Below are 25,047 nucleotides of genomic sequence, written 5' to 3' on the forward strand. Positions count from 1 at the left end.
AAGGCTTGTGCCACGCTCCTAATAATAAAGGGCGCCAAACTGGCGCCCTTTTGCATTTCTGACTTTTGCCGCTTAACTGCCAACCGACACAACTCCCTGTCGCGAATTCGGCCTTGTCAGAGCGGCCAAAATCAATTCAAGCGGTCCGCGTGATGCAAAGCGGAACCAAAACTTGGCAAAAACGATCCAGCCCAGATACATCACGACTGAAATCCACAAACAATCAGCCAGACGAACCTGATTGTGCATACCGGCACCGTAACCAAGGAACACCAATCCCATGGCCAAAGACATCCCCAAATAGATTGTCAGCGACATGCGACCGGCCGGGGCAATGAATGCAACCAAACTGCGACAAGCCGTTGCACGAAAAGCCAAAAGACCATATGCGACAAGAATAATGGACAATGGCACCGCAAACAGCGGACGCATAACCAGTGTCATCATAAAGAATCGTTCTGGCTCAAATACTGCGGGCAGCGATGCAAGCGCCCCATAAAAAAGGCTTCCAGCAATTCCCGGAAAGGCGGCAAACGCCGCAATGGTGCGTAATTTGCCAACAAGAGCATCAAAGCCGTTTTCATCACAAAACCGCGCGGCAGCAAGGCCCGAGACCATGGCAGCCGCAACAAGCAGATAGTTGCTCCAAAGACAATAAAGCTGGAAACCGGCCCAACTCTCAAGACGTACCGCCATTACATCGGCGAAACTGCCTGTGGCCAGAACTACCGAAACCGGTATTTCCGGCACGACATAAGGCGACGGGTTCACTGTCAGGTTCACCCCGAAAAGCGCATTGCCAAGCACAGCCATCGCCCACAGAGCAACACCACAAACCAAAAGCCCACGAACAGACATATGCCGAACACTCAACAAAAGCAGCCCGATCACCGCATAGGGCAGCAAAATGTCTGCTTCGAAAAGGAATACCAGATTCACAACGCCGAACATTGCCAGCACACAAAGCCGCCGAACATAAAAACCGACCCCATATCGTTTGAACTGCTGTAACGCAGCAAACCCGAACAGGGCCGAGAAAATCAGGATGAATTTACTTTCAAACAATCCCTGGATCACGCTCGCGGCAAGCACATTCAACCAAAGCGGATCCCCGTCCTGCCATGCCCCACCAGCAAAACCGAACGTAATCGCAAAGAAGGGCAAATTGACCACAAGTATCCCGAACAGGGCAAACGCGCGAAGGGCGTCAATTGATGACTCGCGTTGCTGAAGCATCTTACGTCTTTCCTCTTGATTGGAACTCTTATTGGAAAGACGTTTGGCAACTGATTTAGTTCAGATGACAAGAAAGGCTTCTGCACCGCTTATCCACGCTGAACAAAAAATCCCATTACCCCGATTTTCGACAAACTAGTTAAGCCATTGAATTGAAGGTCGATAGAATTAAAGCAGGTTGAATATGTAAGAGCGAGAAAGTGAATTTGGTTTGAAATCGGCATCCCGATCGAGGGTATTTTCCTTGCATTTTCTCCGGGCGGATTACCCGAATTGAGTCTGGTCGCCCTCGCGCTGAATATCGAAGTTTCCTTCGTCGTCTTGTGCCATATCAGTCGCATTGCGATGGTCGTCCTAGGCGCAACTGCACTATCACGACTTAAACAGTAACAGCGCAGGCAGCACCCAAGGGAGGCATGATTATTAAGCCTCCCCGTCGCGTTCAATAAGCAACCCGGTAAAGCTGAAGAATATCATCTTTGGACAAATCAACCGGATTCCAGTCCAAAAGACGGCGAATAGCATGCGCCTCTTCGGCCATACGAGGCAGGTCATCCTCCGGCACACCGTGACTACCGATTGCCATATTGATCTCCAGCGACGCACAATAATCACAAACTGCGTCACGCAATGCGTCAACGCTGCCATATCCGGCAACACCAAGGGCGGCCGCAATCTTTTGGGTTTTCTCCGGAACCGCAGGCGCATTCACCGCAAGCACGTGCGGGAACATCAAGGCATTTGCCAAACCATGGGGCAGTTTGTGACGCGTTCCCAACGGATAAGCAACGGCATGGCCTGCCGTCGTATTGACCGGACCAAGACAGACTCCACCATAAAATGACGCCAACGCCATACCAGAGCGCGCCTCAATATCCGAACCATCCGCAACCGCACGGGCAAGATATTTACCAACAAGCTCGATACCCTGCAGGGCATAACCATCAATCAGTGGATGCGCACGTTTCGACGTATAGGCCTCCACGCAATGCGCAAGCGCATCAACACCGGTTGCTGCCGTAACCGCAGCCGGAACAGAAACCGTCAAAAGCGGATCAATAATCGCAAGATCGGCAAGCATATGGATGCTTTCGGTTGCAACTTTGTTCAAACTGGCCGGGTCCGTAACAAGTGCACGCGTCCCCACCTCCGACCCGGTCCCTGCCGTGGTAGGAATCTGGACAAGACCGACCTTACGCACAGGCGCACGTCCAGGGCCGGAAATATCGGACAACTCCAGCTCCCGCCCGACCAAAACAGAAACCAGCTTTGCCAGATCCATGGCTGATCCACCACCAAACCCGATGACCAGATCGCAATCCCCGGCCGCCTTGATCGCGGCATCCAGATTATGCTCATCCGGCTCCGGCTCGACATCGCCAAATACCGATACCCGCCCCAGTCCGAGCATATCGAGACGCGCGGCATTGAACCTGTCTGCAACAACAAACGGCTTTTTAAAGCCCGATGCTTCGACCCAGCCCGCCAACACCGACACGGCACCTTCACCAAACTGAAGCATGGAGGGACGTTGTATTTCGATCTGACGCGAGAGGTTAAGCATCTTCGAATCCTTTGAATTGAACATAACTTGTTAAGTAAAATTTCCTCAATCCGCTACAGCACTGGAAAACCGCAATTTTCAGCCATTCCAGGCAATATCCCAACGGAACGAGATGCCCACCTTAAAAGCGATTTGAAAAATTTGTCAATTTGTAATGTTAAGGAAAATTCATTGATTGAGATAATTCCACCGACCTGAAAAATCGACATAAACATTTGGAGAAATACATTTAAGTTATTGGTATATTTAATTTTATTAAAAGTTATCACTTAAAACGCACGTGCGCCTCTTCCCCTTGAACAACACCTTGTAGAAAAAAGAATCCGTGAAAAACAACAAAACAAGTTGACATATTTTCAGAGCACCATAACCTTGGCTCCAACAAGAAGCAGAAAATGCCACGCCTGATTGTCACGCCCACATAGGGAGGAAAGCGTGAACACAATTCGCGAATCACGCAGCAGCATCTATATCGGCAGCGGTCTGCTTGCTTTTTGTGGTTTTGCTGCATGGCGCACCGCCATGGTCAAGGCACAAGCCACCAACACCGTGGCCGGACCAACATTTCTGCCCTGGTTGATGATCGGCCTGATTGCCGCCCTGTCTGTTGCAATGATTATTCGATCGCTGAACAGCAGCAAGGAAGAGCGCCTCATTCACCTGCCCGGCCGTAAACTGCTTGTGCGGATGGGAATGTTTACAATTTTGCTTGTTGGTTATGCCGCCGCGTTCATGCCGCTCGGGTATTTGCCATCTACCCTGATCACCTTCTGTATCGGCCTGTATCTGGTTGGCGAAAAACGCCCCGTTGTTCTGATCGCCTTTCCCCTTATCACCACCGGCGCAATCTATCTCGGCTTCACGCACCTGCTAAAGGTCTGGTTGCCCTGAACAAAAAACAAAATTTCTATCACGGAGGAAGACATGAAAACGAAATTGGCACTCGCCGCAGCATTGATAACAGCGACGTTCTCGACACAGGCGCTCGCCTTCCCGGATCGTCCGATCCAGGTAATTGTTCCCTATTCCGCAGGTGGCGGCACAGACCTGTCCTTGCGCGTACTTGCCGAAAGCTTTGAGCGTAACGTTGACGGCGCGACCATGGTTGTTCGCAACCAGCCGGGTGGCGGCGGCTCAATCGGAACGTCTGGTGCAGTTGAAGCGCGCCCCGACGGCTACACGCTCGGCGCAGGGGCACAGGGACCTCTTGCAATTCTGCCGCATCTTGGCGGCACCACCTACCAGATCGATAACGTTGAATTCATTGGTTTGTTCGGCCGCAACCTCCAGGTGATGGTTGCCTGCAAAGATGCACCGTTCGATAACTTTGACGACTTCCTTGAATATGCCAAGACCAAGGCCCCGCAGATCGGCAATTCCGGCGCAGGTGGCGCAAACCACGTCTCTGCCGAAGCCTTCGCCAAAGCAGCCAACATCAAAATTGAATCTGTTCCGTTTGGTGGCTCGTCCGAGGCCCGTACCGCATGCGTTGGCGGCCACATTGATGCAATGGTTGCCTCCCCGGCAGAAGCCCTTGCCCAGGTCGAGGCCGGCAACGTTTCACCACTCTTTGTGATGGAGCCGGAACGCATTGACCTTTTCCCGGACACCCCGACCGCCGTTGAAAAAGGCATCGACTTCACCTGGTCGTCCTGGAAAGGGCTGATTGGCCCGAAAGGCATTCCTGCAGAGGACCTTAAATTCCTGCGTGATGCACTGAAAACGACGGTCGAAGACGAAGAGTTCAAAGCCAAAATGGCCGAGATGGGCGAGTTCGTCATCTACGAAAATGCCGAACAATATGAAGCCCGTGCCCGTTCTGACAGCAAGGTGGCAGAAGCCGTCCTGCGTGAACTTGGCATGTATGGGATGAATAACTGATCAAGCCTGCGAACTACGGGCTTCAGATTTTCTGAAGCCCGTCCCTTTTCGGTTCGAACGAGTAGCCTGTATGGATGTTCTTTCTTCTCTTTCCCAACTGTTTGAATTCAGCACCCTTTGGACAATTGCCCTTGGGACGTTGGGGGGACTTATTATCGGCGCACTGCCCGGCCTGACGGCAACCATGGGTGTCGCCCTGCTTATCCCTATGACTTTTGGCATGGCGCCTGTTGTTGGCCTCAATATGTTGATTGGCATCTATATTGGCGGGATCTATGGCGGGTGCGTGTCGTCCATTCTTTTGCGTACCCCCGGCACCCCGGCATCTGCGGCAACCGTTCTTGACGGCTATCCGATGGCACAGCGTGGCGAGGCCGGCAAAGCGCTGGGCATGGCAACAATTGCATCGACTGTTGGTGGATTGTTTGCGGCCGTCATCCTTGCCACCCTTGCCCCGCAACTGGCGTCCATCGCACTTAAATTTGGTGCTGCCGAATATTTTGCTCTGGCCCTGTTCGGACTGACTATTATTGCCTCCCTTTCGGGCGATTTGCTTAAAGGTGCGATTTCCGGACTTCTTGGCATTCTGATTTCCTGCGTTGGCGCGGATCCGATTACCGGTGTTTTGCGCTATACTTTCGGCGTTTCCGGCTTTGCGTCGGGATTTTCATTCACGCCTGCACTGATCGGGCTTTTTGCACTCTCGGAAGTTTTCACCCAAATGGAACGCTTGGGAAGTTCGGAAGCACCAGTGCGCAATGTCACCGGAAGATGGCCGTCACGTTCTGAAATGCGCCAAAGCAAAAACGCTCTGGTTCGCGGCTCGATTATCGGCACCATTATCGGGATTATTCCCGGCACCGGTTCGGGCACAGCTTCATGGATTTCCTATAACGAAGCCCGCCGCTCTTCGCCACATCCGGAAAAATTCGGAACCGGTTACGCACCAGGCATTGCTGCGACGGAAAGTGCGAACAATGCGGTTTGTGCCGCCGCACTGATCCCGTTGCTGGCACTCGGTATCCCCGGTGACGTTGTAACAGCGGTTCTGATGGGCGGCCTGATGATTCAGGGACTGGCCCCCGGACCAATGCTGTTCCAGACAAACCCGGATGTCATCATCGGCATTTTCGGCGGCACCTTTATCGCAACGATCTTCATGTTCATCTTCGGGATGGCGCTTATTCCGCTGTTTTCCCGGATATTGCTGATCCCGCGACAATTGCTTGCCATGACCATCGTCGTTTTCTGCTTCATCGGTTCCTTTGCCATCAACCTGAACCCCGTTGATCTATACACCATGGTCGGTTTTGGCGTGTTGGGCTGGGGCATGCATAAGTTCGGCTTCAGTCAGGCAGCTCTTTGCATCGCCTTGATCCTTGGGCCGATGATGGAAGCCAATCTTCGCCGTGGTCTTTTGCAATCGGGTGACAACCTGATCGAATTTGCCTCAGGCCCGATCACGCTGCTTTTCCTCGGACTTACCGTTCTTTCCCTTCTCTGGCCGCTGATCACGCGTATGCAGCAGAACCGCCGCCAGTCCAAAGCCTCTGACTAACAGGAAGTACCATGACCAAATCGGCATATGTCGCCCTTGTCACCTGCTTTAATGATGACGAGACCATCAATTACCAGGCAACGCGCAATCAGGTGAAACGTCAGGTCGCAGCCGGCAACAACATCATGTGCGCAGGCACCAACGGTGATTTCACTGCACTTACATTCGAAGAAAAAGTACGCCTGACAGAGGAAGTGGTGGACGAAGTTGGCGGCAAGGCCAAGGTCATCGTCAATGCCGGAATGCCTGCAACCTTTGAAACGATCAAACTTGCAAAAGAATTTGATCGCATCGGTGTCGACGGCATCGCAGTCATCACACCATTCTTCATCGCCTGCACCCAGGATGGATTAATTCGCCACTTCACCGCTGTCGCTGACAGTGTGAATACACCGACCTATCTTTATGACATTCCGCCACGAACTCAGAACCATATTGAGCCTGCAACAGCCGAAACACTTGCCGCACATGGCAATATTGCCGGGATCAAGGATTCCGGCGGCACGGATGCAAGCCTGAATGCCTATCTTGGGATCGCACGTTCCAGATCGGACTTCGATGTCTATTCCGGCCCGGACCATCTGGTTCTCTGGTCGCTTCAAAACGGTGCTGCAGGTGCAATTTCGGGCCTTGGTAACGTCCTGCCTGACATTCTTGCCGGGATCATCGACGGTTTTAATTCCGGCGACACCGCCAAAGCCGAACAGAACCAGGAAATCTTTGGTAATTTCCGCAAAGACCTTTACGGCCTGGGCTACCCGCCCGCCTTGGTAAAGCGCGCCTTGTACCTGATGGATGAAACGGTTGGCGCATCACGTCAACCCGCCCTGCTTCCGGATGCCGAACAGGACAAAAAAATCCTCGAAATCCTTAAAAAGTACGGGCGGATCTGATCATGACTGTTGTTTTGACGACATCCCCCGGTTTCGGAAAACACAATGACGTAGCCAGTAAACTGTCCGAACTTGGTTGGGAATTGATCCGCTGTGTCGATACAACCAAAGCCGACGGCGGCGTTAGCGAACATATCGAACGCGCGGATTACATTGTAGTCGGTCTTGTTCCGGTAACGCCCGAAACCTTGAAACAGGGTAAGAACCTCAAGGCTGTTCTCAAACACGGCGTCGGGGTTGATAATATCGATATTCCCGCCTGTTCGAAGGCCGGACTTCCGGTTCTGAACACTCCGGGTGCGAATGCAGATGCCGTGGCAGAGCTCGCCATCGGCATGATGTTTGCGCTGGCTCGCAACATCATCGTCGGACACAATTCTGTGGTTTCCGGTGGATGGAACCGAACTGTTGGTACACAGATCGGCGGCAAGACGCTTGGTATTGTCGGACTGGGCAACATTGGCAAGTCCCTTGCGCTTAAGGCCCGCTCTCTTGGCATGAATGTCATCGCCCAGGATGCTTATCCTGACACAGCCTTTGCCGATGCCAACGGCATTGAATTTGTCGATATTGACAGCCTTCTGGCCCGTTCTGATTATGTATCACTGCACATCTTTGGCGGCGCGGAGAACACTGCATTCATGGATGCTGCCAAACTCGCCAGGATGAAACCTAACGCCTGCCTGCTTAATCTTGCACGTGGCGAGGTTGTTGATCTTGATGCACTGGCCGACGCACTTGCCAATAATCGACTGGGCGGTGCGGGAATTGATGCCTATGTCGTCGAACCGCCAGAAATCAGCCATCCGATCTTTGCCCATCCACGCGTCGTTTTCACCCCGCATACCGGGGCTGATACCAGCGAAGCCTTGGCAAATGTCGGCCTGATGAATATCGCTGATATTGAAAGCCTGATGCGCGGCGAACATCCCAAACGGGTTTTAAATCCGCAAGTATTCGGGGGATAGCATGACTGAACGTTTTGACGTTGCCGAGCTGACACGCTTCACAACAGACCTGTTTACCAAAGCCGGTCTGGACGAAGACAAGGCCGCCGCTGTGTCCAGATACCTGATCGAAGCCGACCTGATGGGACATACCACCCACGGGCTGGCACTGACATCCTGGTATTTGCAATCGGTACGCGACGGTGTGATGAAAACCACCGGCAGCTTTGAAGTTGTGTCGGACCGCGGTGCGGCCCAGTGCTGGAATGGTCACAGACTTCCCGGTGCCTGGCTTACCAGCGAAGCTGTTAGGTCCGCAATAAAGCGGGCGCGCGAATTCGGTACGGCGACCATTGCCATTGCCAACAGTCACCATATCGGTGCACTTGCTGCCTATCTAGCGCTTGCGACCGATCAGTCGATGCTGGTTTCGATCGCGTCATCTTCACCGTCCGGCGCACAGGTTGCACCGTTTGGCGGACTTGACGGCGTTTTCACGCCCAACCCCGTGGCTTGGGGTATTCCAACAAATGACCAACCTGTTCTGATTGATATCTCGGCATCAATTACGACGGTGAATATGGGCAAGCGCCTTCAACGAGAAGGCCGGAAATATGATCATGACTGGCTGATGGATCGTGAAGGCAACCTAACAAGCGATCCTGCTTTGCTTGACGACGGTGCTACATTGCTGCCAACCGGTGGCCTGGATCATGGCCAAAAAGGCTACGGCATGGCTCTGTCGGTCGAAGCTTTGACGCAGGGGCTTGCCGGATATGGTCGTGCCGACGCTCCAAAAGGCACAAATGCCGCGGTAACCGTCAGCGTCTACGACCCGGATGCCTTTGGCGGTGTTGATAACTTTATCGCCCAAAGCAGTTGGCTTCGTGATGCCTGCCTGAACAACCGCCCCCGTGATCCCGGCAATCCGGTGCGTTTGCCCGGACAAGCAGCCCTTCAACGCAAAGAACAGGCCATCAGGGAAGGTGTTCGGCTATATCCCGGCATCGCTTCCAGTCTGAATGCCGAAGCAGACTATTATGGCATTGCGCCGGTTCTTGCACACAGATCATAAATGCAAACGGGTACGCGGCCGAAGGCAGGAGAGCAAATATAATTCCCCAAAATTCCCGATGGGATCATCGTGGATGATCGATCCCATCGGATTTCGGCATAACATGCTTGATTGACGGTTTGCTCGACAAATTTGGCATCGCCTGTCTGACACTGCGGCAGGGCAAGCTGGCTACCACCAATCAGCCTGCGTATCCAGCGCCACAAACCTGGCGTCAAAACCGGGCTTATGTCTTCACATCTTCAAGCTCAACAAACTTCCCCCAAACAAGCGATCACGCGAATGCTCAATATGCTTATACATAAGCGTTCGAGCCTCATCGGGTTTGCCATCCCGAATGGCCGCGTAAATCGCTGAATGTTCTTCAAACACTTCTTCGAGGCGCTTCAGCCCATCGGACATCAATGACTGCCCATGAAGCTTCATGCCCACATTGATATGTTCACGAAGTGCGCGCATTGATGCTTCATAATAATGGTTGTTGGCAGCGCGCGTGATCGACAGATGAAATGCAAAGTCGGCATCTTCACGATGTTGATGCGATCCCGTTGCGACCTTGAGCAAATCAAGAGCATGCTCAACTTCCTTTAACGCCTCCGCATTGTGCCGTGTAGCTGCAAGTGCGGCTGCTTCCGGCTCAATCGTCATGCGAAACTCGTAGCAACGTTGAATGTCCGCAAGAGTTTCGACCTTGGCAAAGCCCAACGGCGCCTGCGTGGCAGCACGGACATAACTTCCCGCACCCTGGCGCGAATAAATCAAACCCTCTTCACGCAGCTTCTCAAGCGCAGTGCGCAGGACAGGTCGGGAAACATCAAGCTCGGTCGCAAGGGTCGTTTCCGGTGGGAGCTTGCTATTTGGTTCATACTCACCATTCGTAATCCGGCTGTAAAGTGAATGATAAACCCTGTCCGCCAATGACATACGCGGTTTCTTTGTTTGCTCTTTCACGTCGGAGCTTCCCGTTTTTTCTTTCATCATAAGCAACTTACGTAAATTCAGCTGTCAATCAAGCAACGATAAAAAATGGCGCCACGCGTCCTCTCTGCCAAATCCGGCAGACATGGTAACAACTTTTATCGCACGCCCCTGTTGCGAGGATTGCAGCCGGCGGAAGGGACTGACCCTGATCCCAAATCTCTTTGGTTGACGGCGCGTCACGCCATTACCTCCTCAAACACACCCAAGGAGGCAACGGCCCTTGCTGTCAGACCACGCCCTGCCCAGAAAACTGTACCGCCCAATGCGCCGGATAAATCATCGGGATTGATTATAACGGACAAATTTGGAATGCTCCAAAATTACCAATATCGATTAATATGTAAACTTGTACATAATTGGTAAAATTGCGCAAGCGCGGTTTCCGCAGCACCCTCACTTAATCAGCGGCGACATCGGCAGAACTTACACTGCCACGCACAGCCCCCCCCCAACGGATCGAGTCACAAAAGACACGATCATGATCGCCAAGAGACAAGGGAGCTCTATAGGACGGCCACGACAAAGAACTGCAGCTCACTCTCAAAGAAGTCATCGCAGGAGGATATCCCGGGCTATTCTAAAAGTGCTCGGCGCCCAACAAGGGGTGATCACGTCTCCTATATGCGTCTTCTTTCAGCAAAAATTTCACCAACCGTCGCTCATGAAATTTGGCGTTTATGACTGCACTTGCGCGATCAATAACAGTGCAAGGCAAGGTGATCATTTGATGCGGACATCGCGCGCGGATCCACCCAACGATACTTGGTCATGACCGAAAGGCATAGTCGGCAAGCTTTAACTGTTGAGCCGTCCTGACATCAGTCAGAAACTCTTCGATATTCGTCAATAAACTGGTCGATTTTTCATTGAGATTTTCCGCGGCCTGCCAGACCTCGCTCGCATCAACACGCCCAAGATGCGCGGCTTTTCTCAAACCCTCCAAGCTCGAAAGTATTTTCTGGGTACCAACTTCCACTTCTGACATATTGCGCGAGATTTCACTGGTCGCACTATCCTGCTCATGAACCGCGGCCGAGATCACGCTTGAAATTGCGCTAATTTCGCTCATGCGCTTCGAAAGCATTGTCACCGCCGAAGTTGCCGATCGTGTTGAAGCCTGAATATGTGCGATCTGGTTTGAAATATCTTCCGTAGCACGTGTGGTTTGCGTCGACAGGGTTTTGACTTCAGCTGCTACAACAGAAAACCCCTTGCCGGCCCCTCCTGCGCGTGCAGCCTCGATGGTTGCGTTCAACGCCAGCAAATTGGTTTTCTCTGCAATCCCCTGAATCAACTGAACAACACATCCGATTGCGTCAACAGCGCCTTCAAGATCAGCAAACACACGATTAGCGATAACCGCTTCTTCTGCCCCGGCCTGAGCGATTTCTGACCCACGATGGACTTGTTGGGCAATTTCCTTGATTGCAGATGTCAGTTGAGTTGACGCCGATGCAACCGTTCCAACATTGCCAACTGACTTCTGCGTCTCACCCGCGACCAGTTCAGTCTGACTGGTCGTTTGGTCTGACTGGTCTGCCATATCACCGGCAGCACTGCGCAACTGGGTAATGGCGGCCTGTACGACCGTCAGGTTCTCTTCCACCGTGCTTTGAAACTCTTGAACCAATCCTTCGATCCGGGCTGACTGCGCCAATTGAGCTCGCTGAGTGGCCGTTTGTTCCAGATGCAACCGGTCGGCCTCAAGTTTATTGCGTCGAAAAACATTCAGTGCTTTGCAGAGTTCACCAATCTCGTCTTTCCTGTCGCGAATATATAGATTGTCCGCTGTATCACCGGCGACCAACTTATTCACTGCGAACGTCACCTGACGAATGGGGTCCGAAATACCGCGCCCAACCAGCCATCCGAAACTGGCGATGATGACGAGTACGCCAACTGCGAAGAAGATATCTCGCAGCGCCCTATTCCAAAACCTTTGATCAATATCGTCAATATATGCCCCGGTGGTCAGAACCCAGCCCCAAGGCTCGAAAAGCCGGGAATATGTGAGTTTTGAAGATATGCTGGCATCTTCGGGCTTTCGCCAGAGATAGGTCACAAACCCGCCTTGGCTATTGCGGGCGACTGCCGCCTGTTCACTGAGAAAATGCCGACCGTTTGCATCGACGACCTGATCTGTCTCCTTACCAACCAGATCGGCCTGAAAAGGATGAAACAAGACTTTGCCACTTGCATTGAGAATAACGAAGTAACCGTGCTTGCCGTATTGAAGATGCTGGATCAGTCCCAGCGCATCCGTCTGTGCCTCTGTCAGAGATTTCTCACCCTGGGAGACCTGAACCTGTAAGTTTGCGAACATCCCTTCAAGGATCTCAGTTGCTTGCTGCAACTCTCCCTTTCTCTCATCAATTAAAGCCGTTTTGAGAGATTTCAGTTCGAAAACCGTTGGCAAGACCAAACCGGCCACAATCAGTCCCATGAGCAACATGATCTTGGTTTGAATTTTCAAGTCGCGAAAGTGCAACGTCGACATCTTGAATCCTTTGTATTCCAAAAACACCGACACTAAAAAAGCTGGCTGCCGACACGAGGATTTCGCTGTTGAAAACGAACTTGATGTCTCGCGCCGGCAGCCAGGAAGGGTAATTTGCAATGTTTGCGGATCCGTCTCTGTTACATGATCTCCAGGGAGGAGAGAGATCTGTTGCCAGACGTGGAACAAGCAAATTACTTTTTCAGCCGGAGGGGCCACTCCGGCGGTCGCTGCTTGCTGGTCGGGGTCACAGTAGCAGCATGTCCGGAAGCATGACTGACAGGGGCCTATCCTTCCATTGCACATGGAAATGATCGCGCAATACCAAAGTATGAGCGCTTAAGGTCGGTCAATCTGATCGGGAAAGAATATCTTCCAAACAATCAATGAGTTCCTGCGCCTGAAACGGTTTTGCAAAGAAACCCTTTGCCCCATTCCTGCGAACCACTTTTTCTGATTGTTCGTTTGGAAAACCTGTAACGAAGATCATCGGAATTTGTGAATGTTCAGCCAGAAGAACCTGCTGCAACTCCAATCCCGTCATGGAAGGCATCTGAATGTCCGTGATGATGCAGGTGGTATTGTCACGTTCCGGATGGTCAAGAAATGATCTTGCCTCGCTGAATGTACGCACATTGTAGCCAAGTGAACGCAACAAGCTGGCAGTTGCCGACCTAACGGACTCGTCATCATCGATGATTGAAACCATCGGCAATTTTTTCAATTTCAGGGTCCCTTTTGTTCAGCGCAGGATTTCTGCACTGGTGTGACCCAACCAATATGAACCTACCGAGCAGTAAACAAAATCATATCAAAGGATTAATCATCTTCGATGACACCATGCTTCTTGAGAAGCTCGACAGTTCGAACCAGGTCCGCAACCGACCGCATTTCCAGTTTTTTCATCATTGTGCCACGGTGGATTTTGACGGTTACTTCGCTCAGGTTGAGTTCTCCGGCGATCTGCTTGTTCATCAGCCCTGCCGAAACAAGCATCATTGCCTGGCGCTCACGATGGGTCAGCGAGTTGAACTTTTGAACCAGATCCTCAAAGCTGGCCAAATCAATACGTCTTTTTCGGTCTAGGTCCAAAGCAACGATAACCGCATCAATTAGGTCCTGATCACGGAACGGTTTGGAAAGGAAATCGATTGCGCCGGCTTTCATTGCCTTAACGCTCATCGGCACATCACCGAAGCCCGTCATAAAGATCACTGGCATCGAAACGCCAAGCTCTTTCAGTTTACCCTGAAAATCCAGTCCACCAATTCCCGGCAGACGAACATCAAGTACCAGGCACGCCGGATTGTCCGGCAACGTCTCTTCCAAAAAGGCCGGTACTGTTTCAAAGACCGATACAGCAAAGCCGATTGAACGCAACAAACTGCTGACGGCATCTCGGATGGCAGCATCATCGTCGATCACATACACCGATCCATTCAGCGCAATATCTGATAACTCTACTTTTTTCATCACGTGCTACAAGCGGGCAGTTCAATCGTGAAAATCGCCCCCTCTCCCTCTTCAGATTGCAATGAAATTCTTCCGCCATGCGCGGAGATGATTGATCTGCAAATAGACAGCCCCATCCCCAAACCATTGCGCTTGGTCGTAAAGAAGGTTGTAAAAAGGCGTTCTTGATGCTTTCGGCAAATGCCATGACCGCTGTCCTGCACCACAATGAGCACATCCGAAGTTACAGATAACTTCAAACTGATCCGGATATTGCGCGCGCCGTTTTGAACTTCCAAAACAGCGTGATGTGCATTCATCAAAAGATTTATCAACACTTGCTGGAGCTGGATCTTGTCGCCGCGAACCTTCACATCCGGCGCGGAGATATCAACATCAACAGCAATGTCGTGACGCATCAATTCTCGCTGAACAAGTGCAAGACTTTCGGTAATCAGCTCCGCACAGTTGAGAACAGATTTGTTGAGCGGGACGCCCTTTTTGGAAAGTGACAACAGGCGTCGGACAACTTCACTTGCTCGCTGGCCCTCGGCGATCACACGGTCAAGCCCATCCCGCACTTCTGCGATTTCGGGCGGCGTACGATGCAACCATCTCAACGCGGCTTCACCATTGGTAACAACGGCCCCTAACGGCTGGTTCACCTCATGGGCAATGGATGCCACAAGTTCTCCGAGCGTTGCTACGCGGGTCGCATGCGCCAAATCGGCATGTGCCTGTTGCAAGGCCTCTTCCGTTTGTCGCAGGGCATCAATATCGTTCATAACCCCGTACCATCGAACAACCTCGTCAGCGTTGCTCATAAGCGGAGAACCCCGCATCAGCATCCACCGATAGACGCCACTGCCGGTTTTCAGGCGACATTCTGTTTCAATCATCTCTGCCGATTGTTCGGCCTGCGCCCAAAGGTCCCGCCAACGCGGCAAATCACTCGGATGGATCAGGTTTTCGAGCCGGCGCGAGATCCCCGACAGATCAATTCCAAGTTCGGTCCAGCGCTCATTGAGATAATCGACCGTTCCATCTGTCAGGTTCGTCCAGACGAATGCCGGAACAGTGTTGAGAATGACCCGCCGCTCCCGCTCCTGCTCCTGCAGTTTTACTTCGGTGCGTTTTCGTTCTGAAATGTCGGTGTTTGTTTCGAGAATTGCCCGCGGCCGTCCACGTTCATCCCGGCTTAGCGACCATCTGCTTGCGACGGTGAGTTGTGAACCATCTCTTTTCGTTTGGACAAGTTCACCTTCCCATCGGCCGGTTTCGACAAGGCACGCCATCGCCTCGGCATGCCGAACGTCAAACTTGGTATTGAGAAGCTCCGCACTTACGGCATTGATGGCCTCGTAAGATTGGTATCCGTAGAGCTTTTCCGCGCCACGATTCCAGAACTGGATGGCGCCTTCCAAGTCTCGAACAAAAATGGCATCGTTGCTCAGGTTCAACAAACCTGCACGTTGCGCCAGAACATCTGTTCCGCGCTGGTTCCGAACGGCGAGCACTGTGGTAATCGCAATTGCTGCAACACTGAATATGCAGCGCGCCAGGCTGTCATCGAACAAATCATCGTAATGTCCCCAGACAAACGCCGATACGGTCAGCACGACGCAAACGGTACCTGTTGCCCGAATTACATTTGCGGAGGCAAAGCCCGAAGCGAGCAACACTGCAATCACATACATGACAGCGACCGCCATTCCGGAATCGCTCAGATTGTCCAAGTAAAAGACAAACGCCACATATAGAAAGATCAGGAAACACGTTAAAAACCTATGTTTTCCGAGCCCCAGTTCCAAGTGCAACTCATCCCCCTCTGAGTAAGGCCCAACCATGATCGGGCAGTCGATAAACGACGGTATTGAGCACGCGGTTTGTCGATGCAGCAGACGTTGACGCGGGAGGCGCTCGGGGGCGGAGGGGGTTAGGGCGAGGCGAAAATCCTCACCACGTCAACGCCGGATTACTTGAAGAAATTTAAAGCAGAAACTGAAAATCAAGATAAAAGTCAATTTCATCACCATGTTTTCCAGAATCTTCAAAAAATCATTCAAGTACTTTGATGAAACCGATGATATCTACTATAAATAGATCATCAGTCGGCCACCCAAACAACCTACTCCACCACCGATTTAATTCAATCACACCTTCAGTTCACCGTTTAATACATATGTTCTATCGAAATTCATCAGGACGACTTCTTGACCGCGTCGCTATGTCGCCACGCAAAGATCAAATGGCGTATCGACATCAAACCCCGCATGATCCATAGGTATTTTTGTGACAGGCGAGGATTCTTTATTCAGAATTCGCCGCGCACCAATTTCCCCATCCAGTTTCTCAAGTGCGGAAAACATTGATCGAGGAAAAATGGCTGGCACACCATTCGCAGAGCCATATTGCGCCGAGATCACAGAACGGCCGTCAAAACGGTCGGTCAAATGTCGATAGTCTTGCTGCGTCACCCTGACTTGGTCACAAACAGCTATCAATATGCCATCCAGGTCATTTTGCCGCGCGGCACAGGCAACACCAACCGCGATAGAACTGCCCATTCCCGATGTCCAGTTGCTATTCACAACAACTTCAACATCCGTTGTAATTGTTGGGGCAATTTCATCTCGTGACGCACCTAAAACGACGTAGATCGGTCCACTAACCGCTTGGCGCACCTCGTCAATTGCATGATTGAGAAGCGACTTTCCGTTAAAGTTTGCAAGCTGCTTGCAGCGTCCAAACCGTTTGCTTTGTCCCGCAGCCAGAATAATTGCAGCAATCATCATTTGATCCTCCATTATTCCGCGGCCTGTAGCCGGGCTACAGCAGCACCATGTTTCCTGAAAAGCACCGCATGAATCCCTGACAAAATTGACAAGGCAATGCTTTCGGGCAGCTGCCCTCCAATGTCCAGGCCAGCTGGGCTGGCAACATCAAATGGCAGATCCGCCTCTTTGAGGCCCACCTGCATCAACAGCTCGGCAAACCGGTGCCTAGGCCCCAAGGCCGATACATGTCGAACAGAACTACGTGCCAGTAATTCCAGCGCCTTCGCATCCAGGGAAATGCTGTGAGCCATAAGGACAGAGGCATCCACACTGTTTTCATGGATGTACGCAATGAGGCTGTCATCCAGGTGACGCAGGATCACATTCGCATTTGGAAAATGCTCACGCCGGGCATTGGCGCTTCTGGGATCGACAAGTGTCGTTTTCCACCCCAGTTGATGCGACAAACTGATGACAGGACGCGCATCCATGCCACCGCCAATGATCAATAAGTGGGGTTCGGGAAAAATCGGGGTGACCAGCCAATCACCATCCGGGCGCTTTTCAATAGAGGCGTGCTCTAAAGAAACTGTATTGTCAGGTTCGAAATAGGCGCAAACATCGCCAATCTTCTGAAAATACTTTCCCTTCTGACGCCGTTGCAACGAAGCGTGCAAGTCCGCCAGACCAAGATCGTTGCCCGGTAAAAGCGGTTGCAACATGATGTGTACGCGACCACCACATCCTATTCCCAGCCTGAATGACAGGTCGTCTTCGTCACTCGCGTCATATACCAGCATCACAGCTTTGCCTGTGACCATGGCCTTGCGCGCGTTGCGCATGATATCCGCTTCGAGACAGCCTCCACTCAGCAGACCGAATTGCTGACCGTTACCATTTACCAGCATCATTGCTCCTGCTTTTCGGTAAGCCGACCCTTCGGTAAGATACACAGTCCCCAACACCCATTGGGTGCCGGTCCTGAATTTCTGCCAATCTGACAGCATGGATGACAGGTGGTTGTTCATTGGTCAGACGCCCCGTTCTGGTCGCCGGCAATCCGCGCTTCGCAGTATAAATTGCGGGAAAGCGACACACCGGGTATCGCTTCCCGCATGCGACGGCTTAAACAAAATTGAAGCCAGCCTTGGTCATTGGAAGATTGAGTATCCGTGTGCCGGTTTGCGCAAAAATGGCATTGGCAACAGCGGGCCCCGTTGGCGGAACGCCCGGCTCGCCAACACCCGACGGCGCGGCATTCGAAGACACGATCCCTACTTCGATTTCGGGCATTTCACCGTTGCGCAGCAGCTCATAGTCCGGAAAGTTGAATTGATCGACTTCACCGTCAGTCAGCGTAATCTCGCCTCGGTAAATAGCGGCCAAAGCAAAGCCTGCCCCGCCTTCCATTTGTGCACGGATAATATCCGGGTTGACGGCAACCCCACAGTCAACGGCCATATACAACTTGTTTACGTGAACGTCTTTGCCGTTAACCGACACGTCTGCGACGACCGCAACGCATGTATTAAATGAATAGTGACAAGCAAATCCGCGCTTATCCCCTTCTTCCCACCCCGACATCCTGCGTACCAGATTGATTGCCGAGATCATGCGAGCCTGGTTTGTGCCCTTGGGGTCCAACATTGCAAGGCGCATTTCAATCGGATCCTGTCGGGTCTCGCTTGCAACCATATCAAGCAGGGTTTCCATCACAAAACCGGTGTGGGTATGACCGACAGAACGCCACCACAGGACAGGCACTGCGGTTTCAAAATCGCTTAGTCCGACCGCATGATTTGGGATATCGTACAGACCTTCAGCTATCCCCTCCACGGACGTACTATCAATACCTTCGCGAACAAGAACCGGCTCAAACGCCGTGCCTTTCATAATCGATTTTGTGACAATCCGGTGATCCCAGGCTGTGATGTTACCTTCAGCACCAAGCGCAATTGTTGCGCGATGTGCTGTCTGAGATCGGTAGTGCCCGCCTCGCAGATCGTCTTCGCGGCTCCATACCAGTTTTACCGGCAACTTGCGTCCGGAGACGGCAAAGGCCATCGCAGCCTCTGCATTGTAATCCGACGTCGGGTTTGCACGTCGACCAAACGAACCACCTGCATATAGGGTTTTGATCTCAACCTGAGACGGATCGAGATCAAGAATTGCAGCTACTGTCGGATGTGACAGCCCCGGGAATTGGCAGCCGTCATACATAATCACACCGCTCTTGGTGGGTGCGATCGTACAATTTAACGGTTCAAGTGGCGCATGAGCCAAAAATGGAAACGTAAATTCTGCCTCTATCTTGCGGGGTGCCGAAGCAATCGTTGAGGCAACCGAAGACAGAGAAACGTCATGGTTGACGTCAAACTGGGGATGATCAAGCAAAGCCTTCTGAGCAGAAACAATTTCGGATGTGCTGCGGCATTCGGCATTCGCAAAATCCCACTCAACAGACAAAGCGTCCCGTGCCTGAAATGCCGACCATGTGTTTTTGGCAAAGGCAACAACCCCTGCCTTGTTTGGCAAGACTTGGGCAGCAATGAACCCGCCGACCTGTTTGGCATCACGATCATCAAAGGAGATCACGGAGCCGCCAAACTTTGGACTGCGTACAATTGCCGCGTAAATCATCCCGGGCAACTTGATGTCCATGGCAAAGACGGCGGTGCCATCCGTCTTGTTCGAGTTGTCTTTTCGATGAAGACGCTGATTGCCGATCAATCTGAACTGATCAGGCGTTTTAACAACCGGATCCGCGAAAACTTCGAGCGTTGATGCCAATCCAACAAATTCACCAAAATGCCCGAAATGCGGCCCCGATGTCAGGATGCTGCGTTCAATCGTAATGCTGTCCGGGTCGACCCCCCAGGTTTGCGCGGCAGCACGCACCAGCAAATCACGTGCAACAGCACCCGCTTCACGATACTGCATGTAAGAATTAGCTGTCGCGGTCGACCCACCGGTTCCTTGAAGGCCAAACATCAGATTTGCGTACCGACTGCCATCCGAAGGAGCAAACTCGGTATCCACCTTCTCCCAGTCCGCATCGAGCTCCTCGGCGACCAGAGTCGTTAAACCCGTGCTGGTTCCTTGGCCCATTTCAAAATGCTTCAGAATAACCGTTACAACACCACTGGCATCAATACGGACAAAGGGATTGAGAGCAGCCGCCAGTTTTGCTTCGCCCGCTGCCGCCAGAACTCCGTTGGAACCTAACCCTACAAGAAGCGCAGTACTTCCTGCCGCTGAGCCGATCAAAAACCCTCTGCGAGAAATCTGAACCGTCATGAATTAGGCCTCCAGCTTTCGGGACGCCAGTTTGACGGCCTCATTGATCCGAAGATAGGTCACGCAACGGCAGGCGTTGCCATACATGTATTCCTTGATTTCCTCATCAGACGGTTTTGGGTTTTCGGTCAAAAGACCGATCGCCGACATCACCTGCCCTGACTGACACCAGCCGCACTGGACAACATCTTTTTCTCGCCACGCTGCCTGGACTGCTTTCGCAACGCGGTCTGTGGCCCCTTCTATTGTGGTGATCTCACTGTCTACCGCATCTTCAATGAAGGTCTGACATGAGCGCGAGGGATAGCCATCGATATGAACCGTACAGGCGCCACAATAGGCGACACCGCAGCCAAACTTGGTGCCGGTCAGCTCGAGCTCGTCACGCAGCACCCAAAGCAACGGCGTGCCGGGCTCAACATCGACACTGCGGATTTCACCATTGATCTTAAGTTGATATTTCATTTGTTCGGCTCTCTCTGTCTGACAATCCCAGTCGCTGGAAGGGATGCGGGTTTCGCACGGCAGCACCTTAGCGAGACGGCACGCCATATCCCCTGGATCCCCAATGCGGGTAGTGGTCCCGCTTCTCGTTCAGTCTGTGTGCTTTGATAGAATAGGACCTTCAGATCGAGACCCGAATGTCACAAAACCGTCTTTTCGAGACAATTGGCTGCACAATGGCGGACAATGGCTACTCGTGTGATTGGGCCCGCAAGAAGGCAACCAGATCATCAAGTTCTTGCTGCTTCCTGATGGCAAATGACATCTTCACACCAGGTATGAATTTTCGAGGGGACGCCAAGAACGATTTCAGGTTCTCGTCATTCCACACAACACCAGCACCTTCCATTGCTTTTGAATATCGATACCCTTCGACAGCAGCAGATGGGCGGTCGGCGATCCCAAACAGGGAAGGACCAGACTTGTTGACGCCTTGCACCAGGGAATGACAAGCTTGGCAGCGCGTGAACAACTTTTCGCCTCTTTGCACATCATCCGATGCAAAGGCGATCGAGGACGAAAGCAATACGCCAATCATAGTCATCGTCGCGGCCATCGCGAGCCACAGGGATGCACGCACCATCAATCTCTCCTGAAATAACTGCGCCAGCAAGGCCGCCTTTTGAACGGTCTGGCGTTTCAATTTTTTGGTCTCCGGCATTTTCAGAAAACCGCGGTGCGTTTTCCATAAGACATCCCGGTGGATGTTTAATACCTACGGATGAAACCCTCATCGCCCGGCGAAAAGAGTATTTCGAAACTGAGCAAACTGATGATGAGGTGCGGAAAACACTCAACAATCCGGCTCTCCGCACCTCGTGATCATGAAGCCAGCGGCTCCAGGAAATGAAGCTTCAGCGGCTCTGCCAACAGCTCGTCAAATTGTTCGGCCAGATTTTTGAAATGGCGGCTTTTTGCATGGGCATCCAGACAAGACTGGTTCAGCCATCTTTCGTCCATAACAATGGTACCGAACGAACCGATCAACTCGTGAGGGGCATACTCAAGACACCCTTCCTCGGACTTCGTTTGCTCAACAATCGCCTGAATCTCGGCAAGCAACTTTTCCCGTTTGCCAGGTTTGGGAACAAGATAAGCAAGCAAACGGATTTCGTGATTCTGGTCTTTGGTCATGACAACCCCGCCACTGCTCATTTCAGATAGACCGGACGGGCATCCACTTTAACGCGCAAGACCTGATAAGGTTGTTCACGCAAGTCGACCCCTTGATGAAAAGCTGCCTGTCGGTGAAGCTGGTTCGCAGTGAAATACAGGTATCCGTCAGTCCCCATCGACAAAGTATCAGGCCAAAGTACCTCCGGGCCTTCTACAACGGTTTCCCATTTTCCATCACGCCCCAGACGCAAGATTGCGTTTTTCTCATAATCACCGGCATAGATGTTACCGTCAGTGTCTTCACTGAGACCGTCAGACGGGCCTTTGATCCCCAAATCTGTTACAAGCCCCTCAAGATCGGCGTCGCTCAGACTGGAGTTTAGAAGCGCAGCAGTCGGAATGCTGTAGAGATGGCGGCTCGACAATGCACAGTAGTAAAGAGTTTCTCCATCAGCTGAAATGGCGATGCCGTCACTTGCAACGAGCCAGGGTTGAGGTTCCTGATCGGGAAGACGGACTTTCAGCTCTTCCCCTTCAATTACCGGCACGAAAGAAGGGTCTGGCATCGTCGAGCTGGCACCGTTCAAGCGCCGTGACGCCTGGCCACTGGCAAGATCAACGACGATGATCCCACCCGGACCACTCAGAGAACTATCCGTGATATAGGCAACACCTTCTGCACCTTTCCGAAGATCCAGTCGCAGGTCATTCACATAACTGGTCGGCAAAACAACCTCTGGCGAGAACACGATTGTTTTGATGACCCGATCCGTTGTCAGGTCGATTGCAACAAGTTTTGCAGCACCCATGATTGGTGACTGAAAACCTGGAGACCCGGTATCGAGAACCCACAAACGATTTTCGCCGTCGGCCACAACACTCTGAACACTGGAGAACCGCTCGGTAGGAATTGCAGCATTGAACGTGTTCATTTCCTGTGATGGATAGGCAACAGCCTTGCCATCAATCAGCTCTGCAACGGTGAATTCGCTCCCATCTCCCCATTGCGGGTAATTTATGAAAATGCGGCCATTGGGTGCGACTGTGATACCTGTGGGCATCGCACCATAGAGTTCCGCAACGACTTCGGATTGTTGACGTGCATATGCAACGTTCGGAAAACTGCTCGACAGTGAAATCACTGCGGCCAAAAACAGGGGTTTGAAATGCATCGGATCAACCCTCAAAACCTGTGATAACGGTCTTGCCGATTGCGCTACCACTTTCAAGGCGCGCATGTGCAACTTTAAGGCTGGTCGCGTTTATCGGCGCCAGTTCTTCCCGTTTCGTTGTTTTGAGAACACCCACATCAATAAGATGCGCAACTTCTGTCAGCAATTGATGCTGAGCAATCATATCTTTCGTTGCAAACATGGGACGGGTGAACATGAGCTCCCAGACCACAGTGATCGCTTTGCGTTTTAGCGAGACGATGTCGAAGCTTTCCGGATCGTCAATAAGCGCAAGTTTACCCTGCGGGGCAATAATCTGCGGGAAGTAAGGAAGCTGCTTTTCGGTTGAAGTCAGACCGGCGACATATTCCACCTCATCAAAACCAATCGCCTTTAGCTCTTGATCAAGAGGATTGTGGTGATTAATGACATGATGCGCTCCCATTGCCTTAACCCACTCAATGGTTTCGGGACGAGATGCTGTTGCAATCACAGTCAGCCCGGTGAGACGGCGGGCGATCTGCGTCAGAATTGATCCGACACCGCCCGCACCATTGATGATCAGAATGGCACCTGAACCGGTCTTTTGCCCGTATGGCACGCCAAGACGGTCAAACAACAGTTCCCAGGCCGTAATGGCGGTAAGCGGCACGGCTGCCGCTTCTGACCAGTTGAGGGTTTTGGGTTTCAGAGCAACAATACGCTCATCAACAATGTGATATTCCGAATTGGCGCCAGGGCGCGTGATATCACCTGCGTAATAGACCTCGTCACCCGGTTTGAACATTGTGACGTCCGAGCCTACGGATTCTACAACCCCTGCAACATCCCAGCCAAGAACTGCGGCTTTACCTTCGGCCGGCTGTGAACGCACACGCACTTTCACATCAACCGGGTTTACCGAAACCGCCTTGACGCGAACCAAAAGGTCTTTTGGACCGGGCGATGGTACAGGAAGCTCGATATCCACAAGCGCATCGTCTCGCGCAATATCACCAGCAGTATAATAACCAACGGCTTTCATCATGCATCTCCACAAAACAAAACTTGATGGAGAGATGATTGCCCGTCTTGGTGGCCCCTAACAGAACCAAGCTTGTATACGCGTCATACATTTTTGAATGCTGTCGAGCATCAGGAAGGCCAACATGCGTCAGCGTGCAAACAATGACAGTTTGACCCTGTCAAATAGTGGCAGGCACGGCTTCTATCAGATGATCAATCAATAGGCGAAGGCGCCCAAGACGTTTCAGGTCTGCATGGTACCCCATCCAGATATCCTTCCCCGGAGGCCTTCCGAAAAGCTCTATTTCCACAAGGCCTGAGGAATTCCCCAAAACCACCGGCAAAACGCTTAGTCCGGCACCTTGCTTTGATGCAAGCGCCTGAAGTTCCCGGCTGTTGCTTCTCACACCTAGATGCGCGTTCGGCAGATGATGGCGAAGCCATTTGAGGTCCGCGATTTCGTCAAACTGGCTATCCATCGTAATCAGTTGGTGCCCGGCACCACCATCCTTGAGGTTCGGAAAACCAACACGGTCAATGTAATGCTGACTGGCAAACAACCCGTAACGGACATGCGTGAATTTGCGCTGAATGATGCCCGGGGAAGTAAATTTAACAAACCTCAATAATAAATCGGCTTCCCTTCGATCAAGGTTTAGCAGCCTGAAGTCGGTCAGTATTTCCACCGTGATCAGTGGGTTCGCGATAGAAAAACGGGTGACCGGTTCGGATAAAACGCAGTTTGAAAACCAGTCGGAAGCTGAAAGCCGGAGCGTGCCTTCCAAATCCTCGGCTGTGCCGGCAAGTTGCCGCAGCAAAGCCATGTATTCCTCGTCGATGCTTTTTGCATGCTGGAAAACAACTTCGCCTTCGTCTGTAAGTGTCAGGCGATTTGCACTGCGTTGAAACAGTGAAAACCCGCACCGGTCCTCGAAATGCCTAAGCCGACGACCAAGTGTGGGCTGACTGAGCTTCAACAATGGTGCTGCGGCCGTGAGGGATCCTTCACGGGCAACGTAATAAAACACCTTTAGGTCATCCCAGTCCAAGAGCGCTGGATCGAGTTTTTCCATATGCCACGCAGCCTCATCT

The 25,047-nt window shown here is 52.1% G+C and carries 23 protein-coding genes; 7 read left to right on the forward strand and 16 right to left on the reverse strand.

The genetic code is table 11. From position 1 onward, the window contains the following. Positions 1–72: 72 nt before the first annotated feature. Positions 73–1,236 carry a DUF418 domain-containing protein gene (locus AUQ42_RS09275; protein ID WP_068518806.1) on the reverse strand — a complete coding sequence of 388 codons (1,164 nt, stop codon included), beginning with the start codon at positions 1,234–1,236 and terminating at the stop codon, positions 73–75. A gap of 228 nt (positions 1,237–1,464) precedes the next feature. Between AUQ42_RS09275 and AUQ42_RS16105 the strand changes: the two genes are divergently transcribed. Next, positions 1,465–1,626, forward strand: a complete 162-nt coding sequence (locus AUQ42_RS16105; protein WP_369813521.1) for an AbrB family transcriptional regulator — start codon at positions 1,465–1,467, stop codon at positions 1,624–1,626. Positions 1,627–1,678: 52 nt separating this feature from the next. Here the strand turns inward: AUQ42_RS16105 and AUQ42_RS09280 are convergent, their stop codons facing one another. Beyond that, the gene (locus AUQ42_RS09280) at positions 1,679–2,800 is read right to left on the reverse strand and encodes an iron-containing alcohol dehydrogenase (protein WP_068518878.1); all 1,122 of its coding nucleotides are present in this window, start codon (positions 2,798–2,800) and stop codon (positions 1,679–1,681) included. Positions 2,801–3,235: 435 nt separating this feature from the next. Here AUQ42_RS09280 and AUQ42_RS09285 point away from each other — a divergent pair, with 435 nt between their 5' ends. From AUQ42_RS09285 to AUQ42_RS09310, 6 genes are all read left to right on the forward strand, one after another. Further along, positions 3,236–3,691, forward strand: a complete 456-nt coding sequence (locus tag AUQ42_RS09285; RefSeq protein ID WP_197460821.1) for a tripartite tricarboxylate transporter TctB family protein — start codon at positions 3,236–3,238, stop codon at positions 3,689–3,691. A gap of 33 nt (positions 3,692–3,724) precedes the next feature. Then, positions 3,725–4,681, forward strand: coding sequence for a tripartite tricarboxylate transporter substrate binding protein (locus AUQ42_RS09290; protein ID WP_068518807.1), 957 nt, complete (start codon positions 3,725–3,727; stop codon positions 4,679–4,681). 70 nt (positions 4,682–4,751) lie between these two features. Further along, the gene (locus AUQ42_RS09295) at positions 4,752–6,239 is read left to right on the forward strand and encodes a tripartite tricarboxylate transporter permease (RefSeq protein WP_068518808.1); all 1,488 of its coding nucleotides are present in this window, start codon (positions 4,752–4,754) and stop codon (positions 6,237–6,239) included. Positions 6,240–6,250: 11 nt separating this feature from the next. Beyond that, the gene (locus AUQ42_RS09300; protein WP_068518809.1) at positions 6,251–7,132 is read left to right on the forward strand and encodes a dihydrodipicolinate synthase family protein; all 882 of its coding nucleotides are present in this window, start codon (positions 6,251–6,253) and stop codon (positions 7,130–7,132) included. Positions 7,133–7,134: 2 nt separating this feature from the next. After that, complete coding sequence (locus tag AUQ42_RS09305) at positions 7,135–8,100, forward strand: phosphoglycerate dehydrogenase (RefSeq protein ID WP_068518810.1); 966 nt, start codon at positions 7,135–7,137, stop codon at positions 8,098–8,100. A 1-nt stretch (position 8,101) separates the two neighbouring features. Then, on the forward strand, positions 8,102–9,154 hold the full coding sequence (locus AUQ42_RS09310; protein WP_068518811.1) for an Ldh family oxidoreductase: 1,053 nt from the start codon (positions 8,102–8,104) through the stop codon (positions 9,152–9,154). Positions 9,155–9,388: 234 nt separating this feature from the next. On the opposite strand, the gene AUQ42_RS09315 is transcribed toward AUQ42_RS09310, so the two are convergent. The 14 genes from AUQ42_RS09315 to AUQ42_RS09380 form a co-directional block, all read right to left on the reverse strand. Next, complete coding sequence (locus tag AUQ42_RS09315) at positions 9,389–10,105, reverse strand: FadR/GntR family transcriptional regulator (RefSeq protein ID WP_231856726.1); 717 nt, start codon at positions 10,103–10,105, stop codon at positions 9,389–9,391. 796 nt (positions 10,106–10,901) lie between these two features. Beyond that, positions 10,902–12,632, reverse strand: coding sequence for a cache domain-containing protein (locus tag AUQ42_RS09320; RefSeq protein ID WP_068518813.1), 1,731 nt, complete (start codon positions 12,630–12,632; stop codon positions 10,902–10,904). Positions 12,633–12,981: 349 nt separating this feature from the next. After that, on the reverse strand, positions 12,982–13,356 hold the full coding sequence (locus AUQ42_RS09325; RefSeq protein ID WP_197460822.1) for a response regulator transcription factor: 375 nt from the start codon (positions 13,354–13,356) through the stop codon (positions 12,982–12,984). Between the two features lie 95 nt (positions 13,357–13,451). Continuing rightward, positions 13,452–14,105 carry a response regulator transcription factor gene (locus AUQ42_RS09330; RefSeq protein WP_068518815.1) on the reverse strand — a complete coding sequence of 218 codons (654 nt, stop codon included), beginning with the start codon at positions 14,103–14,105 and terminating at the stop codon, positions 13,452–13,454. Beyond that, positions 14,105–15,895, reverse strand: coding sequence for a PAS domain-containing sensor histidine kinase (locus tag AUQ42_RS09335; RefSeq protein WP_197460823.1), 1,791 nt, complete (start codon positions 15,893–15,895; stop codon positions 14,105–14,107). The genes AUQ42_RS09330 and AUQ42_RS09335 overlap by 1 nt, the downstream gene beginning before the upstream one ends. 414 nt (positions 15,896–16,309) lie before the next feature. Beyond that, positions 16,310–16,879, reverse strand: coding sequence for an NTP transferase domain-containing protein (locus AUQ42_RS09340; RefSeq protein WP_197460824.1), 570 nt, complete (start codon positions 16,877–16,879; stop codon positions 16,310–16,312). Positions 16,880–16,890: 11 nt separating this feature from the next. After that, positions 16,891–17,889: an XdhC family protein gene (locus AUQ42_RS09345; protein WP_068518818.1), complete on the reverse strand. Its 999-nt coding sequence runs from the start codon at positions 17,887–17,889 to the stop codon at positions 16,891–16,893. Positions 17,890–17,986: 97 nt separating this feature from the next. Then, complete coding sequence (locus AUQ42_RS09350; RefSeq protein ID WP_068518819.1) at positions 17,987–20,158, reverse strand: xanthine dehydrogenase family protein molybdopterin-binding subunit; 2,172 nt, start codon at positions 20,156–20,158, stop codon at positions 17,987–17,989. A 3-nt stretch (positions 20,159–20,161) separates the two neighbouring features. Further along, positions 20,162–20,623, reverse strand: a complete 462-nt coding sequence (locus AUQ42_RS09355) for a (2Fe-2S)-binding protein (protein WP_068518820.1) — start codon at positions 20,621–20,623, stop codon at positions 20,162–20,164. Between the two features lie 229 nt (positions 20,624–20,852). Beyond that, positions 20,853–21,305 (reverse strand): cytochrome c family protein, encoded by a 453-nt coding sequence (locus AUQ42_RS09360; protein WP_197460825.1) that lies wholly within the window; start codon positions 21,303–21,305, stop codon positions 20,853–20,855. A gap of 179 nt (positions 21,306–21,484) precedes the next feature. Then, positions 21,485–21,796, reverse strand: coding sequence for a putative quinol monooxygenase (locus AUQ42_RS09365; protein ID WP_197460826.1), 312 nt, complete (start codon positions 21,794–21,796; stop codon positions 21,485–21,487). Between the two features lie 17 nt (positions 21,797–21,813). Continuing rightward, positions 21,814–22,950: an L-dopachrome tautomerase-related protein gene (locus tag AUQ42_RS09370; RefSeq protein ID WP_068518823.1), complete on the reverse strand. Its 1,137-nt coding sequence runs from the start codon at positions 22,948–22,950 to the stop codon at positions 21,814–21,816. A 4-nt stretch (positions 22,951–22,954) separates the two neighbouring features. Then, the gene (locus AUQ42_RS09375) at positions 22,955–23,974 is read right to left on the reverse strand and encodes a zinc-binding alcohol dehydrogenase family protein (protein ID WP_068518824.1); all 1,020 of its coding nucleotides are present in this window, start codon (positions 23,972–23,974) and stop codon (positions 22,955–22,957) included. Positions 23,975–24,134: 160 nt separating this feature from the next. Next, the gene (locus tag AUQ42_RS09380) at positions 24,135–25,028 is read right to left on the reverse strand and encodes a LysR family transcriptional regulator (protein WP_068518825.1); all 894 of its coding nucleotides are present in this window, start codon (positions 25,026–25,028) and stop codon (positions 24,135–24,137) included. Positions 25,029–25,047 lie beyond the last annotated feature (19 nt).

Origin of the sequence: Thalassospira sp. MCCC 1A02491 (assembly GCF_001613785.1) — a bacterium.
GTDB lineage: Bacteria > Pseudomonadota > Alphaproteobacteria > Rhodospirillales > Thalassospiraceae > Thalassospira > Thalassospira povalilytica.

What these genes read in the sequence shown, in the direction of transcription:
- AUQ42_RS09280 (WP_068518878.1), bottom strand. Translation starts at nt 2,800, where the DNA reads ATGCTTAACCTCTCGCGTCAGATCGAAATACAACGTCCCTCCATGCTT.
- AUQ42_RS09375 (WP_068518824.1), bottom strand. Translation starts at nt 23,974, where the DNA reads ATGAAAGCCGTTGGTTATTATACTGCTGGTGATATTGCGCGAGACGAT.
- AUQ42_RS09370 (WP_068518823.1), bottom strand. Translation starts at nt 22,950, where the DNA reads ATGCATTTCAAACCCCTGTTTTTGGCCGCAGTGATTTCACTGTCGAGC.
- AUQ42_RS09365 (WP_197460826.1), bottom strand. Translation starts at nt 21,796, where the DNA reads ATGACCAAAGACCAGAATCACGAAATCCGTTTGCTTGCTTATCTTGTT.
- AUQ42_RS09320 (WP_068518813.1), bottom strand. Translation starts at nt 12,632, where the DNA reads ATGTCGACGTTGCACTTTCGCGACTTGAAAATTCAAACCAAGATCATG.
- AUQ42_RS09355 (WP_068518820.1), bottom strand. Translation starts at nt 20,623, where the DNA reads ATGAAATATCAACTTAAGATCAATGGTGAAATCCGCAGTGTCGATGTT.
- AUQ42_RS09295 (WP_068518808.1), top strand. Translation starts at nt 4,752, where the DNA reads ATGGATGTTCTTTCTTCTCTTTCCCAACTGTTTGAATTCAGCACCCTT.
- AUQ42_RS09345 (WP_068518818.1), bottom strand. Translation starts at nt 17,889, where the DNA reads ATGAACAACCACCTGTCATCCATGCTGTCAGATTGGCAGAAATTCAGG.
- AUQ42_RS09290 (WP_068518807.1), top strand. Translation starts at nt 3,725, where the DNA reads ATGAAAACGAAATTGGCACTCGCCGCAGCATTGATAACAGCGACGTTC.
- AUQ42_RS09275 (WP_068518806.1), bottom strand. Translation starts at nt 1,236, where the DNA reads ATGCTTCAGCAACGCGAGTCATCAATTGACGCCCTTCGCGCGTTTGCC.
- AUQ42_RS09350 (WP_068518819.1), bottom strand. Translation starts at nt 20,158, where the DNA reads ATGACGGTTCAGATTTCTCGCAGAGGGTTTTTGATCGGCTCAGCGGCA.
- AUQ42_RS09305 (WP_068518810.1), top strand. Translation starts at nt 7,135, where the DNA reads ATGACTGTTGTTTTGACGACATCCCCCGGTTTCGGAAAACACAATGAC.
- AUQ42_RS09380 (WP_068518825.1), bottom strand. Translation starts at nt 25,028, where the DNA reads ATGGAAAAACTCGATCCAGCGCTCTTGGACTGGGATGACCTAAAGGTG.
- AUQ42_RS09340 (WP_197460824.1), bottom strand. Translation starts at nt 16,879, where the DNA reads ATGATGATTGCTGCAATTATTCTGGCTGCGGGACAAAGCAAACGGTTT.
- AUQ42_RS09300 (WP_068518809.1), top strand. Translation starts at nt 6,251, where the DNA reads ATGACCAAATCGGCATATGTCGCCCTTGTCACCTGCTTTAATGATGAC.
- AUQ42_RS09330 (WP_068518815.1), bottom strand. Translation starts at nt 14,105, where the DNA reads ATGAAAAAAGTAGAGTTATCAGATATTGCGCTGAATGGATCGGTGTAT.
- AUQ42_RS09310 (WP_068518811.1), top strand. Translation starts at nt 8,102, where the DNA reads ATGACTGAACGTTTTGACGTTGCCGAGCTGACACGCTTCACAACAGAC.